Below are 16,036 nucleotides of genomic sequence, written 5' to 3' on the forward strand. Positions count from 1 at the left end.
GTCACCGGCCGCGTGTGACAAACGCGGCCAGGCAGGTCAGCCCGCCTGGCCGTGTGCTTATGCGGTGGGCTGCACCACCAGCTGACCTGCGGTTCCGCGATCCGCCAGTTCCAGCGTCTGACTGTAATAGACGAACGGGAAGTGGTCGGACGAACTCTGCGGGAAACTCACCAGCAGCTCCACGCTGCCATCGACCCACACCGTATCTTTCCAGCCGCGATCTTCGCCCATCGGCTGAGCGCCATTCACGCTTTTGATCAGGAACATTACGCCCTGAATATGCAGCGACTGTGGCCGGTCAGCGTGCAGGATCCAGCGCTCGAAAGTGCCCTGCTGCGTTGTGGTGTCGATGCGATTCATATCCCACACCGCCCCGTTGATGCCCGGCAGGCTGTCACCGATACGGAACTCCCGCGTGCGAACCGCCGCGCCATCCAGAATCTGATCGGCCAGCAGCCGCATCGGCAGGTTATCCGTCACCAGCGGCAGCAGACCGGTCGGCCGCAGCGTCAGGATCAAGGTTGAGGTCAGAATGGACGATGGCTCAAAGAAGCCGCGCAGCCGATCCATAATGCCCGCCGCCGTGCCTGCGGTAATCGAGACTTCGTCGCCCTGCGACATATCCACCAGCACTTCGCGGCGTTCACCCGGTGCCGAGAGAGACGCTGCACCGCCACCGGCGCAGGCAGATAGCCCTGATCGCTGGCAATAACCATAAACGGCCGGTTGTCACTGAGCACCATCTCGTAGCGGCGCGCATTCGACGCATTCAGCAGCCGCAGACGTACCCAGCCGCGTGACACCTCCACGAACGGATTGCGCACACCATTAACCAGCAGCGTGTCACCCAGGAAGCCACCATCCTGTGGCGGGTCATACACTGGAGTCGCAAAGTTATCGAGGCGCTTGTCCTGAATGATAATCGGGAAGTCATCCACGCCATAGTGCTTCGGCAGCGGCAGCTGTTTGCTCACGTCATCTTCCACCAGCCACATCCCTGCCAGGCCGTTGTAGATGTGCGGCGCCATGCGGTTTGGGGTGTTCGCATGATACCAGCAGGTTGCGGCCGCCTGACGAATCGGCAGCACCGGGGACCAGTCCACGCCTGCCGACATCATACGCGGCGCGCCGCCCATCAGTGCGCCCGGCAGTTGCAGGCCGCTGACGGTCATGGAAACCGGCTCATTCAGCCTGTTGCTGTAGATGAGCTTAACATCGTCGCCGTTATAAACCCGAACGGTGGGACCAAGATAGAGGCCATTGATGCCCCACACCGGCACCTTGTTGTTATCGCCGTTGAACGACCAGTGACTGCGCTGCATCGTGAGAAACAGCGGCTGGCCGCGACGGGATTCCAGCAACGGCGGAACGGGAAGCGGCGTATCGCCACTGGCGGATGAGGCGGCCTGGGCCGCTCGGGGCATAACTGTGGCGCTGAGCGCCACGCCAGCAGAAAGCTGGATGAACTGACGTCTGCTGAAAGACATAAAACTTCTGACCCTTTACGCGTGGCGCTAAGCGCCGACCCTGTTTTTATTGATCTGTTTTTGCTGTGCTGCGTTCACGGCGAGCCAGCGCGGGCTCACCGTGGGCATCCATGCAGGATAGTTCGGCGAAGGAGTCGCCGGTCAGATTTTTCCGTTTTTTTCGCGTTCTGCAACTTCGGCATTCAGCTCTTCCAGTTTCGCTGCCATCAGTTCGCGACAGTGAGTGGCCAGCTTACGTACCGATGTGGATTCAAATGCCTTTACGTCAATCGGTGGCAGCATCTCCACGATCACCAGCCCGTTCTTCAGGCGGTTCAGGTTAACTTTGTCGTGCGTGTTGGAAACCACAATCGGAATGATCGGCACGCCCGCCGCGACCGCGGCGTGGAAGGCGCCGGTTTTAAACGGCAGCAGACCCCGGCCGCGGCTGCGCGTCCCTTCCGGGAACATCCAGATCGAGATGCGCTTGCGATTGAACTGATCGACCAGTTCGCCAATGGTGCCACGCGCTTTGGCGCGGTCATCACGGTCAATCAACAGGTTTCCGGTCAGCCAGTAGAGCTGGCCAAAAAAGGGTATCCACAGCAGGCTCTTTTTACCCACCGTCACCGTCGACGGCTGCACAATTTTAGCCGCGGTCACCATGTCATAGTTGTTCTGGTGGTTCGCAATGTAGATTGCGTTGCCATACTTCTCCGCGCCTTCCGGCTTGCGCAGCTCCACTTTAAGACCGAACACCGTCGACAGTTTGCCGAACAGATGCCCAAAACGGGCAACGTGACGCGGGTCGCGCGGCGAGAAAAGACACCAGATACAGCCAAAGACACAGACGACGATTGAATAAATAATAACGATAATGGTACGCAGAATCAGTAACATAGTTCCCTCATTGAGCCACGGCTGACGCGGCGTCAGCCGGGTAGTTTACGCTTCGCTATCTGGGCTTGCCGGACGCGCAGGCGCATCCAGTTCTGCACGATCAATTTTTTGCAGGCCGCGCGGCAACAGCGTACCGCGACGTCCGCGATCGGCGCGGAATTTCTGAAGTTCTTCACTGCGCAGCAACATTTTACGTTTGCCGACATAGAGCGTGATGGCGCTGCCCGGTGGCAGAATCATCAGCCAGGCCAGTTTATCCTGACCGGCAGCCGCTTCCGCCGACGGGATTGAGATAATTTTGTTGCCCTTACCTTTCGACATCTGCGGCAGCTCGCCGACCGGGAACATCAGCATCCGTCCCGCCTGGGTAATCGCCAGCAGCATGTCATCTTCGTGATGCACCGCCATTGGCGTCATCACCCGGGCGTTTTCCGGCAGCGTCAGCAGCGCTTTACCGGCGCGATTGCGCGATACCAGATCGCTGAAGGTACAGATAAAACCGTATCCCGCATCAGAGGCCATCAGCAGACGCTGGTCATCCGCCTCCATCAGCACCTGTTCTACCACCGCACCGGGTGGTGGCGTCAGCTTGCCAGTCAGCGGCTCGCCCTGACCGCGCGCCGACGGCAGCGAGGTCGGATCCAGCGTATAACTGCGGCCGGTGGAGTCGATAAAGGCCACCGGCTGATTGCTCTTACCGCGTGCGGCCGCCAGATAGCTGTCGCCCGCTTTATAACTGAGTCCGGCCGGATCGATATCGTGACCCTTGGCGCTGCGCACCCACCCCATCTGCGACAGCACAATGGTGACCGGCTCAGACGGCACCAGCTCTGTTTCGCTCAGGGCTTTGGCTTCTTCACGCTCGCAGAGTGGTGAACGGCGGTCGTCGCCGTAGCTGGCGCTGTCAGCCTGCAGCTCTTTTTTCAGCAGGGTGTTCATCTTGCGGTCAGAGGCCAGCGTCGCCTGCAGCTGATCGCGCTCTTTTTCCAGATCCGCCTGCTCGCCACGGATCTTCATCTCTTCCAGTTTTGCCAGGTGGCGCAACTTCAGTTCGAGGATCGATTCGGCCTGAGTTTCGCTGATTCCAAAGCGCGCTATCAGCTCCGGTTTCGGCTCATCCTCGGTCCGGATAATCTCAATGACCTCATCGATATTCAGGAACGCGACCAGCAAGCCTTCCAGGATATGCAGGCGACGCAGCACGCGTTCGAGCCGGTAATTAAGACGGCGTTTGACCGTTTCGCGGCGGAACACCAGCCATTCGGTCAGGATCTCATGCAGGTTCTTCACCGCCGGACGGTTATCCAGTCCGATCATGTTGAGGTTAACGCGGTAGCTCTTCTCAAGATCGGTGGTGGCGAACAGATGGTTCATCACCTGATCGAGATCGACGCGGTTGGAGCGCGGGACGATGACCAGGCGGGTCGGGTTCTCATGATCCGACTCATCACGCAGATCTTCGACCATCGGCAGCTTTTTGTTGCGCATCTGACTGGCAATCTGCTCCAGCACGCGTGCGCCCGACACCTGATAAGGCAGCGCCGTGATGACCACCTCGCCCTCTTCCTTTTTCCAGACCGCTCGCTGACGGATAGAGCCGCGACCGCTCTGATAAAGCTTACGGATTTCGTCACGCGGCGTAATTATCTCCGCCTCGGTCGGGTAATCCGGCCCCTGAACGATATCAAGCAGCTGATCCAGCGTGGTTTTCGGCGAGTCAATCAGCGCAATCGCCGCCTGAGCGACTTCGCGCAGGTTGTGCGGCGGAATGTCAGTCGCCATCCCTACGGCAATCCCCGTGGTGCCGTTCAGCAGAATGTTGGGCAGGCGCGCCGGCAGCATCTTCGGCTCCTGCAGGGTGCCGTCGAAGTTCAGCTGATAGTCGACGGTGCCTTGCCCCAGCTCACCCAGCAGCAGCTCGGCATATTTTGACAGGCGGGATTCGGTGTAACGCATCGCCGCGAAGGACTTGGGATCGTCCGGTGCCCCCCAGTTTCCCTGGCCGTCGACCAGCGGATAACGGTAGGAAAACGGCTGCGCCATCAGCACCATGGCTTCGTAGCAGGCACTGTCGCCGTGCGGATGGTATTTACCCAGCACGTCGCCCACGGTACGTGCCGATTTTTTGAATTTTGCGCTGGCGTTAAGCCCCAGTTCGGACATGGCGTAGACGATACGTCGCTGAACCGGCTTTAATCCGTCACCAATATAAGGCAGCGCGCGGTCCATGATGACGTACATCGAATATTTCAGGTACGCATTCTCGGTGAATGTATGCAGGGCAAGACGCTCTGCACCATCCTGAGTCAGTTCGCTCATTAATTTCTCATCCTCACATCGTGGCCCACAACGGCGGGACACCCGGCGGTGGTTTGGCGAGGATAGTACCTTATTCGCTGGTGTTAGTCACAGGGAAGCGCGGGAGATCAGGCCTCCCGCCAGCCGGATAGCACCTGCTGACGGAACGCCTGCTTCAGCACGGCAGAAGCCCCATCCCGCCGGGGCGGTCAGTCAGGACTTAGCCCCCATCCACTGCCGGGCAATCCCGCCATATTCGCCAGTGGCCGTGCTGAGATGCAGCCACTGATCGACATAGAGTTTCCAGCTGATATCGTCACGCGGAATCATGTAAGCCTTTTCGCCATACTGCAGCGGTTTGTCAGGATTGACGGCACACAGCGACGGATAGTGCTGCTGCTGAAAACGCGCCTCAGAAGCATCAGTGATCATCACGTCCGCCTTGTTATCCACCAGCTGCTGGAAGATGGTGACGTTATCGTGAAACAGCGTCAGCGTGGCGTCAGGCAGATGGCTGTGCACAAAGGCTTCGTTGGTGCCGCCAGCCGGTTCAATCAGCCGCACGCCGGGCTTGTTCAGCTGTGCAAGAGTCTGATAACGGGCCTTATCGGCACAGCGCACCAATGGTATCTTGCCGTCCACGTCCAGCGGCCGGGCGAACCAGGCCGTCTGCTGACGTTTCAGCGTTACGGAGATGCCGCCCACGGCGATGTCGCACTGCTTTGCCAGAAAGTCCGGCATCAGGCTTTTCCAGCTGGTGGGTACCCACTCCACTTTTGCGTCAAGCGAGGCTGCGAGCGCGTTCGCCATGCTGATATCCAGCCCTTCATACTGTCCATCAGGCCGCAGATAGCTGTAAGGCTTGTAATCTCCGGTAGTGCAGACCTTCAGCGTTTTCGTGGCGAGAACAGTATCGAGATGCGACTGTGCCTGAACGGCACCGCTGACCAGCAGCAGCGAGAAGATAATTTTTTTCATTTTTGATTTTTTCATGATGAGTTTGCCCGGCGATGGTGCCATAAAGCGGCGCATTATTGCTGCCAGAGCAAAAGTGTTGTGATCAGCCTCCCATTTTTCTCTGACTCCTGCGCGCGTAAGCTGAGCGCATATTCAGGAAACGAGGCAGACTATTTATGAGCAATATTTTAATTATCGATGGCGGTAAAACCTTTGCCCACTCCAAAGGCGAACTGAACCATACACTGACCGACGTAGCCGCCAGCCAGCTGCGGGACATGGGACATACCGTTTCGGTCACTGTTGCCGACAGCGACTACGTGATCGCCGATGAAGTGCAGAAGTATCTCGACAGCGACGTCGTGATTTATCAGATGCCTGGCTGGTGGATGGGCGAACCCTGGACGGTGAAGCGTTATATTGATGAAGTCTTTACAGAAGGTCACGGTTCGCTCTATGCCAGCGATGGCCGCACCCGCGCCGATGCTGCCAAGAAGTATGGTTCTGGCGGTCTGTTGCAGGGCAAAAAATATATGCTGTCACTGACCTGGAATGCACCGCTGCAGGCCTTTACCGATCCGGAGCAGTTTTTTGAAGGCGTTGGCGTTGACGGGCTTTACCTGCACTTTCATAAAGCCAATCAGTTCCTGGGTATGGAGGCACTGCCGACCTTTATCTGTAACGATGTGATCAAAGCGCCGGACGTGCCGCGCGATATTGCAGCTTATCGGACCCATCTTACCCGCGTTTTTGCGTAAAATAAGGGAGAGTACTCCCTGTTTTCTCATGAAAGAGGCATTCACGAATGTTGACAGTTGTTGCTGAACTTTGTGTCAAACCCGGTCGCCGTCAGGCTGTGCTGGATGCGGTAAAAAAACTGATCCCACAGGTCTTAGCGGAAGAGGGCTGCCATCAGTACGACGCGCTGCTGGACCACCAGGCGCAGGTGCCCTGGAAGCAGAACTCGCCAGACTCCATTTTTATGCTGGAACAGTGGGAAACCCTGCGCCATCTGGAGCAGCATCAGCAGATGCCGCACATGGATGCACATCGCGCCATCATTAAAGATGACGTGGTAGATGTGAAGATCCTGGTGCTGGAACCGAGTACCTGATAGCCACAGAAGTCTGCCCTCGGGTTCAGTCGCCAGGGTTAAGACGGGTGATAGTTTTTTCTCTTCTGATCCCGGCTTCTGTACGCTGACGAAGGTATAGCGGCGATCCGGGCGGCCCGAAAGCGGAATGACGCCGCTTTTAACCCCTGTTCTGCGACAGGGGTTTTTTCTGTATGACAGTCTGGTTCAGAGCAGCTGACGCCGATCGATTTCGCTGCGAAGAAAGTCCAGGAAGCAGACGATGCGGGAAGAGAGTGTGGTATTCCGGTAATAAACCGCATGCACCGGCAACCGCAGATCGCGGGTTTCAGCAGGCAGCACGGGGACCAGCCGTCCAGCCGCGCAATCTTCCCGGCTGACAAAATCAGAGAGGCGTGCGATGCCCTGACCCGCCAGCGCCAGCTGCCGGATAGTTTCGCCGCTGGAAGCCGCGATCGTCGGTCTGAACCGCATAAAATCCCCTTCCGACTGCCAGATGGGCCAGACGTTAAGGGTTTCGGGGTAGCTGAAACCGATGGTCTGATGCCGGGCCAGATCCGCCACGCTTTGCGGAGTGCCCGCTTTCGTCAGATAGGCCGGACTGGCCATCAGCCGGACCGCACTACTGCCCAGCAGCCGGGCGTGCAGCGTCGAGTCGCGCAGTTCGCCGATGCGGATGGCGACGTCGGTCTGCTGCTCCAGCAGATCGATCAGGATGTCGTCGGTATTAAGTTCAAGCTGGATGAGCGGATAGCGGGCCCGAAACGCATCGACCAGGGGCACAATCACATGCAGCATAAAGGGGGTGGCGGCGTTGACCCGCAGCCGCCCTGACGGCGTTTCCCGTCGCAGCGCGATCTGCTCCTCAGCCTGTTCAACCGAGGCCAGGATCTGACGCGCATGATCCAGAAATACCTGCCCCTCCTCCGTCAGCGCCAGCCGCCGCGTGGTGCGATGCAGCAGCGTGGTCTGCAGCTTGCTTTCCAGTCGCGAAAGAGCGCGGCTGATGCCCGAGCTGGTCTGCGCCAGCTGGGAAGCGGCTGCCGTAATTGATCCGCTATCCACTACCGCAACCCAGGCACGTAACTCTTCCAGCGTAATTTTCACAATGGTTACTGTCTCTGCTTACTCAAACTGCCCGATGCAGCTGAGGCGGCACCGGGTCCATCATGCTGGCGTCATAAAGCGAACAGGACGCTTTCGCGTCCTGTTTTTTACACTTCGATATCAGCAGTGTCGCCTTTTTCCTGCAACCAGTTACGCCGGTCTTCGGAGCGTTTTTTCGCCAGCAGCATATCCATGATGCGCAGTGTCTGGTCGACATCTTCATCACTGATCGTCAGCTGCACCAGGCGCCGGGTATTCGGATCCAGCGTGGTTTCGCGCAGCTGCATCGGGTTCATCTCGCCCAGTCCTTTAAAACGCTGAACGTTGGGTTTGCCCTTTTTGCGCTTCAGCTGCTCCAGCACGCCCTCTTTCTCATCTTCATCCAGCGCATAATAGACCTCTTTGCCGAGATCGATACGATAGAGCGGCGGCATCGCGACATAGACGTGTCCCCCCACCACCAGCGAGCGGAAATGCTTCACGAACAGCGCGCAGAGCAGCGTGGCGATATGCAGACCGTCCGAGTCCGCATCCGCCAGAATGCAGATTTTACCGTAGCGCAGCTGCGACAGATCTTCGCTGTCCGGATCGATACCGATAGCCACCGAAATGTCATGCACTTCCTGCGACGCCAGCACCTCATCGGACGAGACTTCCCAGGTATTCAGGATCTTGCCTTTGAGCGGCATGATCGCCTGATACTCGCGATCGCGCGCCTGCTTGGCCGAGCCACCTGCGGAGTCTCCTTCCACCAGAAACAGTTCTGTCTTATTCAGATCCTGCGCCGTACAGTCGGCCAGCTTGCCCGGCAGGGCCGGACCGCTGGTAAGCTTTTTACGCACCACCTTTTTGGCGGCCCGCATACGCCGCTGGGCACTGGAAATCGCCAGTTCCGCCAGCTGTTCTGCGGTCTGGATATTCTGGTTAAGCCACAGGCTGAAGGCATCCTTCACCACGCCAGAGACAAAAGCGGCGCACTGACGTGAAGAGAGGCGCTCTTTTGTCTGTCCGGCAAACTGCGGATCCTGCATCTTCACTGACAGCACATAGGCGCAGCGATCCCAGATGTCTTCCGCAGAAAGTTTCACGCCACGCGGCAGAATATTGCGGTATTCGCAGAACTCACGCATCGCATCCAGCAGCCCCTGACGCAGACCGTTAACATGCGTACCGCCCTGCATGGTGGGAATGAGGTTAACGTAGCTTTCGGTTAACAGCTCCCCGCCTTCCGGCAGCCACAGCAGTGCCCAGTCTACCGCTTCCACGTCGCCGGCAAAGCTGCCGACAAAAGGTTTTTCTGGCAGCGTCGGCAGGCCATTGACGGCTTCCGACAGGTAGTCGGTCAGACCATCCTGGTAGCACCAGGTCTGTTCGGTATTGTTCAGCTTGTCTTTAAAGACAATTTCCACGCCGGGACAGAGCACCGCTTTGGCTTTCAGCAGGTGTGACAGGCGCGACACGGAGAAGCGCGGGCTGTCGAAGAAACTCTCATCCGGCCAGAAATGGACCCGGGTGCCGGTATTGCGTTTCGCCACAGTGCCGGTGACGGTGAGATCCTGCACCTTGTCGCCATTTTCAAACGCCATGTCATAGATTTCGCCGTTACGGCGCACCGTGACTTCGACACGTTTTGACAGGGCGTTAACGACCGAGATCCCGACACCATGCAGGCCGCCTGAGAACTGATAGTTTTTATTGGAGAACTTGCCGCCTGCGTGCAGACGGCACAGGATCAGTTCGACCGCAGGCACGCCCTCTTCCGGGTGAATATCCACCGGCATGCCGCGACCATCATCAATAACTTCCAGCGACTGGTCAGCGTGCAGAATTACTTCAACCCGCTTAGCGTGGCCGCCCAGCGCCTCATCGACGCTGTTATCAATCACTTCCTGACCCAAATGGTTGGGTCGCGTCGTATCGGTGTACATTCCCGGGCGACGGCGAACAGGCTCAAGGCCAGTCAGGACCTCAATGGCATCCGCGTTATAGTTCGATTGACTCATCGTAAATGTCTGATTAGAAAGATGAAATGGGTGCGATTTCCGCTTTACTCAGGGATGATTCAGACCAAGAAAGTCCAGAATCTGCGGGAAATGGCGCTCGAATCCAGTAAATGCATGATTTCCGCCCTCTTCTACCGTGTGCCGGCACGCGCTGTAATAGTCGAGCGCCTGACGGTAATCGAGAACTTCATCGCCGGTCTGTTGCAGCAGCCAGAGTAAATCGGGTGCTTCCAGCGGTTCAATCTGCATTACTTTGAGATCGTAAATGTGGCGAGACTCTAACACATATTGCTGGCCGGTGTAGGGATTCTGATTTTCGCCCAGGAAATCCGCCAGCAGCTCAAACGGCCGTACCGCAGGATTGACGACGACCGCCGGCAGCATAAAACATTGTGACAGCCAGGTAGCGTAATAGCCGCCCAGTGACGAGCCGACCAGCCCCAGCGTTTCACCACTCCGACTCAGCACCAGATCTTCCAGCATTGCAGCGGCATCCGCCGGGAAAGTGGGCAGCTGGGGCACGATTATCTCGATCGCCGGGTGCTGCGTCTCCAGCCATTGCCGGAACTGCGTCGCTTTCGCCGATCGGGGCGAACTGTTGAAACCGTGCAGATAGAGCAAAGCCGCCACGCGTCAGTATCCTTCTGAGTCTAGATCAGGGCGAAAAGCGTCAGTGTCGAGCCGGTTGACCTCGGTGTCGAGACTGCCATCCGGATGCAGGGTAAACCAGCGCCAGCCCGGTGCGACGGTATCGATAGTAAAGCTGGTGCAGTGCGGCTTGAACTGCACGCAGGTTGACGGCGTCGCCAGCACCCGGCGGCCATGCCATGCCAGATCCAGCTCCTGATGAATATGCCCGCAGACCAGCGTCCGGGCTAACGGGTAACGCTGCAGTACAGCGTCCAGCTGATGGGAATTGCGCAGGCTGTGCTGGTCGAGCCAGGTACAGCCAGACGCCAGCGGATGATGATGGAGCAGAACCAGCGTATGCCGATGCGGATAGCGCCCCAGCGCATTGTCGAGCCACTCCAGCTGGTAGTCGCTCAGCATGCCATGCGGTACCCCTGAGACCTGACTGTCGAGCAGCACAATCTGCCATTGCTCGCCCAGCAACACCTGTTTATGGGCATTGATATGGGCAGCAGCCAGAGTATCGACCATCGCGGGCTGAAAATCGTGATTACCAGGCAGCCAGACACAGGGCCGGGGCAAACGTGAAATACCCTCAGCAAAATGCTGATAGGCTTCAGCAGAATGATCCTGGGCAAGATCGCCGGTGGCGATGATGAGGTCGTAGTCGTGCTGTTGTGCAATAATCGCATCCAGCACCGCTTTGTAGCTCGACCAGGTGTTCACCCCAAGTAACGATTCATGTTTTCCCGCGAACAGATGCGTATCCGTGATTTGCAAAATCCTGAATCCGGAACCATTCGCTGCAGAAAGAGTTAGCAGGCTATCCAAAGCGTTTCCTTCGTCTCCACGCCATTTACCGCATTATACGCATCAGCAGACCGGAACGGCCATTGCGCCATGCGCAAGGCAGTAGCGCAGCCAGTCTGCGAGAAACTGGTTTATCTGATGTTTTTCATCGCGCTGATGAAGTTTTTTATTAGGATAATCATAGCGCGCTTTGAAACGATAGATCTGTTGAGTTGAACACACTTCAGCGACCATCGCATCGTGATAGAGCCGGACCGACATCGAAGGCAGGCTCCAGTAACTCACTGCAGGCGCGACCTGGCGAATTTCCACCAGCGTGGTGTAGCGTGTCGACTCCTGAATCGTCAGCTGGTAACGGGCGCCACTCACCTGATAGATCACCGATGCGCCCGCCTCATCATTGCGCGGCAGCAGGCGGCGTAGCTGGGCGAAATTAGTTTCGCAGAGCCGCATCATTTCGGGAAAGTCAGGGGTATAGCGCTGTTTCATTTTTGTATCCACTCTTCGCGTAGTTTTTCATGGTGCAACGCCAGCCATTGCAGAGCGATGACAGACGCCGCATTGTCGATTATCCCCTCTTCCACCCAGCGATAAGCCTGTTCGCGGCTCACCACATGGACAAGAATATCCTCATTCTCTTCCTCCAGACCATGGCATCCCTCTGCCAGGCTGGCATCCACTTCCCCAATCAGCACCGACAAACGTTCGCTGGTGCCACCAGGGCTGGCCAGATAGCTCAGCACAGGCTTTATCCGGCCGACCGATAACCCCGCCTCCTCGACGGCTTCGCGACGTGCCACCTGCTCGGCCGTTTCGCCAGGCTCAATGATACCGGCGACCATCTCCAGCAGCCAGGGTGAAACCGTGCTGTCATAAGCCGGGATGCGGATCTGTTCAATCAGCACCACTTCGTCGCGTAAGGGATCATAAGGTAGCAGCACGGCGGCATGACCGCGCTCAAAAACTTCGCGCTGCACTTCTGCACTCATTTCGCCATTAAACCGGCGATGGCGGAAGCGATAGCGCTCAATGGAAAAAAAACCATCGTAGAGGGTTTCGCGTGCAATAATTTCTACATCGTTTTTTGTGAAAGTCACAGGGGATTTTTTTTCTTCCGGCATCATCAGGTTCCTTGTGCAGATTGGGATGGAGCGAAAAAAGCCTGTCGCCGTGCTCCATGTAAGTGGTTCTTTATGAATTATTTACGTAAATTAGAGGGCGAAGGCACGTTCAGCCAACTTATCTCACAGTTGCCCTCTGCTAGAATCGGCGATAATTTTTTGGCTTACCCGGCAGCGCACCCACTGCAATTTGCTGCAACAAAAGGAATGCAAATGAAAAAACTGCTCCCATTTTTTATTGGGCTGAGCCTGGGCGGTTTCAGCTTCGCCAGCCAGGCCGAAGACCTGCTTCAGGTTTACCAGCAAGCGCGTCTGAGCAACCCGGATCTGCGCAGCGCCGCTGCCGATCGCGATTCTGCCTTTGAGAAAATCAACGAAGCGCGTAGCCCATTATTACCCCAGCTTGGCCTGGGTGCAGACTACACCTATAACAATGGCTACCGCGACAACAGTGGTCTTCATTCCAACACCACCAGCGGTTCGTTGCAATTAACCCAGACCCTTTTCGACATGTCGAAATGGCGTGCGCTGACGTTGCAGGAAAAAGCTGCCGGTATTCAGGATGTCACCTATCAGGTGGCACAGCAGGATTTGATCCTGAACACCGCGACCGCTTACTTCAATGTGCTGAAAGCGATTGATACGCTCTCCTATACCGAAGCACAAAAGCAGTCGATTTATCGTGAGCTGGATCAGACCACCCAGCGCTTCAATGTCGGTCTGGTTGCTATCACCGACGTTCAGAATGCCCGTGCGCAATATGACAGTGTACTGGCTAACGAAGTCACCGCGCGTAACAACCTCGATAACAATGTTGAAACGCTGCGTCAGATCACCGGCATGGACTACCTGTCGCTGGCCTCACTGAGCATTGATCGTTTCAGAACGGATAAGCCGGAAGCGGTCAGTACGCTGCTTAAGCAGGCGGAAGCCCGTAACCTGTCGCTGCTCTCGGCACGTCTGAACCAGGATCTGGCCCGTGAGCAGATTCGCTCCGCTGAAGCTGGCCATTTGCCAACGCTGGGTCTGACAGCGTCTACCGGCCTGTCGAACAGCAAATATGGTGGCAGTCGTGCCAATCAGAGCCAGGGTTCTACGGATTCAATCACGGGTTCTAACCAGGTTGGTCTGAGTTTCTCACTGCCACTCTACAGCGGTGGCAGCGTGACCTCTCAGGTGAAACAGGCCCAGTACAGCTTTGTGAGCGCCAGCGAACAGCTGGAAAGCGCGCACCGCACCGCTGTCCAGACGGTACGTTCATCGTTTAACAACGTGAATGCGTCGATCAGCAGCATCAACGCTTACAAACAGGCTGTAGTCTCTGCGCAAAGTTCTCTGGATGCCTCAGAAGCAGGCTATCAGGTTGGTACACGTACTATCGTTGATGTACTGGATGCAACGACCGTGCTCTACAATGCCAAACAGCAGCTTTCTGATGCGCGTTACAGCTATCTGATTAACCAGCTGAATATCAGCTATGCACTGGGCACGCTCAATGAGCAGAGCCTGCAGAAACTGAACAGCCAGCTGGGTAAAGAGATCCCGACATCACCAGAAACGGTCGCACCGGAAAACGCGCAGCAGACCGCGCGTGTGGACAATGGCCCTGTGGCAACCGGTTCGCCTGAGGCGGCACGTCGTAACAGCGGTAATCCTTTCGGTAATTAATCAGCGGGCGGGCTGCTTTGCGGCCCGTCTCTCTGTTGAACGTATAACTAAGTAAAGATCCCTGCTGCATCAGGCCTTCAGCTTCAATTTTACCCCCCCATCCCCTATTCTATGCCCTACCTTTGGGCACAGGATAATCATAATGAAACGCACAAAATCTATTCGCTATGCCGCTTTTCGCAAGAGCTGGCAGGCACGCCATTTAACGCCCGTTGCTTTCGCCCTATCGGCTGCCTTTATGCTGGCCGGCTGCGAACAGAACGATGAAACGGTGTCGATGTACCAGAATGCGGATGACTGTTCGAAGGCCAATCCGGGTCAGAGCGCACAGTGCACCACCGCCTTTAACGAAGCGAAAAAAGAGGCAGAACGTACCGCCCCTAAATATGCCACGCGCGAAGACTGCGTCGCGGAGTTTGGAGAGAATCAGTGCCAGCAGACGCCTGCCCAGGCGGGCGTGGGCACCACCAATGCAGAATCTCAGCAGAGTGGCGGTAGCTTCTGGATGCCACTGATGGCGGGTTACATGATGGGCCGCATGATGGGCGGCGGTTCGGGCTTTGCGCAGCAGCCGCTGTTCTCGCCAAAAACGGCCCGCAGCCCGGCCAATGGTCAGTTTGTGGATGCGTCCGGTCGCAACTATGGTGCAGCGACTTCCGGCAAAAGCATGACCGTACCGAAAACGGCGCTGGCACCGAAACCGGCCACCACCTCCACCATCACACGCGGCGGCTTCGGTGAAACCGTTGCGAAGCAGAACAGCATGCAGCGCAGCAGCGCCACCGGCACCTCCAGCCGCTCAATGGGAGGCTGATATCCCGATGGAACGCATAGCCATTTCAGAACGCCCCGGCTGGCGCGAAAAAGCTACCGAATTCGGTTTTCGCTTTCACACCATGCATGGTGAACCCTACTGGTGTGAAGATGCCTATTACCGGTTTACGCTGGCACAGATTGAACATCTGGAAGATGTGACTGCTGAACTGCATCAGATGTGCCTGCAGGTAGTGGAGAAAGTGGTCAACAGCGACGCATTGCTGACGAAATTCCGCATTCCCGGACACACCTGGGACTTCGTGCGGGATTCATGGCGTCAGCGTCAGCCTTCGCTCTACTCACGTCTCGATCTCGCCTGGGATGGAAAAGGCGAGGTCAAACTGCTGGAGAACAATGCGGATACGCCGACTTCGCTGTATGAAGCGGCCTTCTTCCAGTGGCTCTGGCTGGAAGATCAGCTCAACGCCGGTCAGTTACCTGCAGGCAGCGATCAGTTCAACAGCCTGCAGGAGAAGCTGATCGAGCGTTTTGCCGACCTTCATCAGCAGCACGGGTTTAACTGGCTGCACTTCGCCTGCTGCCGTGACACCGATGAAGATCGTGGAACCGTGCAGTATCTTCAGGATTGCGCCACCGAAGCGGGCCTGCCGAGCGAGTTTCTCTACATCGATGAGATTGGCCTGGGCGAAAAAGGGCAATTTACCGACGCTCAGGATCAGGTGATCAGCAACCTGTTTAAGCTCTATCCGTGGGAATTCATGCTGCGCGAGATGTTTTCCACCAAGCTGGAGGATGCTGGCGTACGCTGGCTGGAACCGGCCTGGAAGAGCATTATCTCGAACAAAGCGTTGCTGCCGATGCTGTGGGAGATGTTCCCTAATCACCCTAATCTGCTGCCTGCCTGGTTTGCAGAGGATGACGTTCCGCCGATGGAGAAATATGTGGTCAAGCCGCTGTTTTCCCGTGAAGGCGCTAACATCCGCATTGTGGACAAGGGTCAGGAGATCGCCCGGGTAGACGGACCTTATGGCGAAGAGGGCATGATCGTTCAGCAGTTCCATCCGCTGCCAAAGTTTGGCGACAGCTATACGCTGATCGGCAGCTGGCTGATTGACGATCAACCCGCAGGTATTGGTTTGCGCGAGGATCGTGAGCTGATCACACAGGATCTCTCCCGCTTCTATCCGCACGCCTTTATCGGCTGAT

14 protein-coding genes and 1 pseudogene are annotated in these 16,036 nt (G+C 56.9%); 5 read left to right on the forward strand and 10 right to left on the reverse strand.

What is annotated here, in order from left to right; all coding sequences use genetic code 11:
- Positions 1–57 precede the first annotated feature (57 nt).
- From ftsP to ACLHDD_RS12470, 4 genes and pseudogenes are all read right to left on the reverse strand, one after another.
- Positions 58–1,487 (reverse strand): annotated as a pseudogene (gene ftsP / locus ACLHDD_RS12455) (cell division protein FtsP).
- A gap of 141 nt (positions 1,488–1,628) precedes the next feature.
- Entirely contained in the window at positions 1,629–2,366 is a 738-nt protein-coding gene (locus ACLHDD_RS12460; protein WP_427104367.1) for a 1-acylglycerol-3-phosphate O-acyltransferase, read from the reverse strand.
- Between the two features lie 45 nt (positions 2,367–2,411).
- Entirely contained in the window at positions 2,412–4,685 is a 2,274-nt protein-coding gene (gene parC / locus ACLHDD_RS12465) for a DNA topoisomerase IV subunit A (RefSeq protein WP_427104368.1), read from the reverse strand.
- 192 nt (positions 4,686–4,877) lie between these two features.
- Positions 4,878–5,684, reverse strand: coding sequence for a transporter substrate-binding domain-containing protein (locus ACLHDD_RS12470; RefSeq protein WP_427104369.1), 807 nt, complete (start codon positions 5,682–5,684; stop codon positions 4,878–4,880).
- 113 nt (positions 5,685–5,797) lie between these two features.
- On the opposite strand from ACLHDD_RS12470, the gene ACLHDD_RS12475 reads away from it, so the two are divergent.
- Together ACLHDD_RS12475 and ACLHDD_RS12480 are read left to right on the forward strand one after the other, a co-directional pair.
- On the forward strand, positions 5,798–6,379 hold the full coding sequence (locus tag ACLHDD_RS12475) for an NAD(P)H-dependent oxidoreductase (protein WP_427104370.1): 582 nt from the start codon (positions 5,798–5,800) through the stop codon (positions 6,377–6,379).
- A 47-nt stretch (positions 6,380–6,426) separates the two neighbouring features.
- A complete protein-coding gene (locus ACLHDD_RS12480) occupies positions 6,427–6,735 on the forward strand; it encodes a putative quinol monooxygenase (RefSeq protein WP_128085193.1) in 309 nt (102 codons plus the stop codon).
- 186 nt (positions 6,736–6,921) lie between these two features.
- Here ACLHDD_RS12480 and ACLHDD_RS12485 read toward each other — a convergent pair whose 3' ends face one another.
- The 6 genes from ACLHDD_RS12485 to nudF all read right to left on the reverse strand — a co-directional run bounded on the left by ACLHDD_RS12485 (position 6,922) and on the right by nudF (position 12,385).
- On the reverse strand, positions 6,922–7,821 hold the full coding sequence (locus ACLHDD_RS12485; RefSeq protein WP_427104371.1) for a LysR substrate-binding domain-containing protein: 900 nt from the start codon (positions 7,819–7,821) through the stop codon (positions 6,922–6,924).
- 107 nt (positions 7,822–7,928) lie between these two features.
- Positions 7,929–9,824, reverse strand: coding sequence for a DNA topoisomerase IV subunit B (gene parE, locus ACLHDD_RS12490; RefSeq protein WP_427104372.1), 1,896 nt, complete (start codon positions 9,822–9,824; stop codon positions 7,929–7,931).
- A 48-nt stretch (positions 9,825–9,872) separates the two neighbouring features.
- Positions 9,873–10,454, reverse strand: coding sequence for an esterase YqiA (yqiA, locus tag ACLHDD_RS12495; RefSeq protein ID WP_427104373.1), 582 nt, complete (start codon positions 10,452–10,454; stop codon positions 9,873–9,875).
- 3 nt (positions 10,455–10,457) lie between these two features.
- A complete protein-coding gene (gene cpdA / locus ACLHDD_RS12500) occupies positions 10,458–11,285 on the reverse strand; it encodes a 3',5'-cyclic-AMP phosphodiesterase (protein ID WP_427104374.1) in 828 nt (275 codons plus the stop codon).
- 42 nt (positions 11,286–11,327) lie between these two features.
- A complete protein-coding gene (locus ACLHDD_RS12505; protein ID WP_111139895.1) occupies positions 11,328–11,753 on the reverse strand; it encodes a DUF1249 family protein in 426 nt (141 codons plus the stop codon).
- Positions 11,750–12,385: an ADP-ribose diphosphatase gene (gene nudF / locus ACLHDD_RS12510; protein WP_427105209.1), complete on the reverse strand. Its 636-nt coding sequence runs from the start codon at positions 12,383–12,385 to the stop codon at positions 11,750–11,752. The genes ACLHDD_RS12505 and nudF overlap by 4 nt, the downstream gene beginning before the upstream one ends.
- A gap of 213 nt (positions 12,386–12,598) precedes the next feature.
- Between nudF and tolC the strand changes: the two genes are divergently transcribed.
- From tolC to ACLHDD_RS12525, 3 genes are all read left to right on the forward strand, one after another.
- A complete protein-coding gene (gene tolC, locus ACLHDD_RS12515) occupies positions 12,599–14,053 on the forward strand; it encodes an outer membrane channel protein TolC (RefSeq protein WP_427104375.1) in 1,455 nt (484 codons plus the stop codon).
- Between the two features lie 142 nt (positions 14,054–14,195).
- The gene (locus ACLHDD_RS12520) at positions 14,196–14,867 is read left to right on the forward strand and encodes a DUF1190 family protein (protein WP_427104376.1); all 672 of its coding nucleotides are present in this window, start codon (positions 14,196–14,198) and stop codon (positions 14,865–14,867) included.
- A 7-nt stretch (positions 14,868–14,874) separates the two neighbouring features.
- Complete coding sequence (locus ACLHDD_RS12525) at positions 14,875–16,035, forward strand: glutathionylspermidine synthase family protein (RefSeq protein ID WP_427104377.1); 1,161 nt, start codon at positions 14,875–14,877, stop codon at positions 16,033–16,035.
- Position 16,036 lies beyond the last annotated feature (1 nt).

This window comes from Pantoea sp. NSTU24 (assembly GCF_050157905.1).
Taxonomy (GTDB): domain Bacteria; phylum Pseudomonadota; class Gammaproteobacteria; order Enterobacterales; family Enterobacteriaceae; genus Pantoea.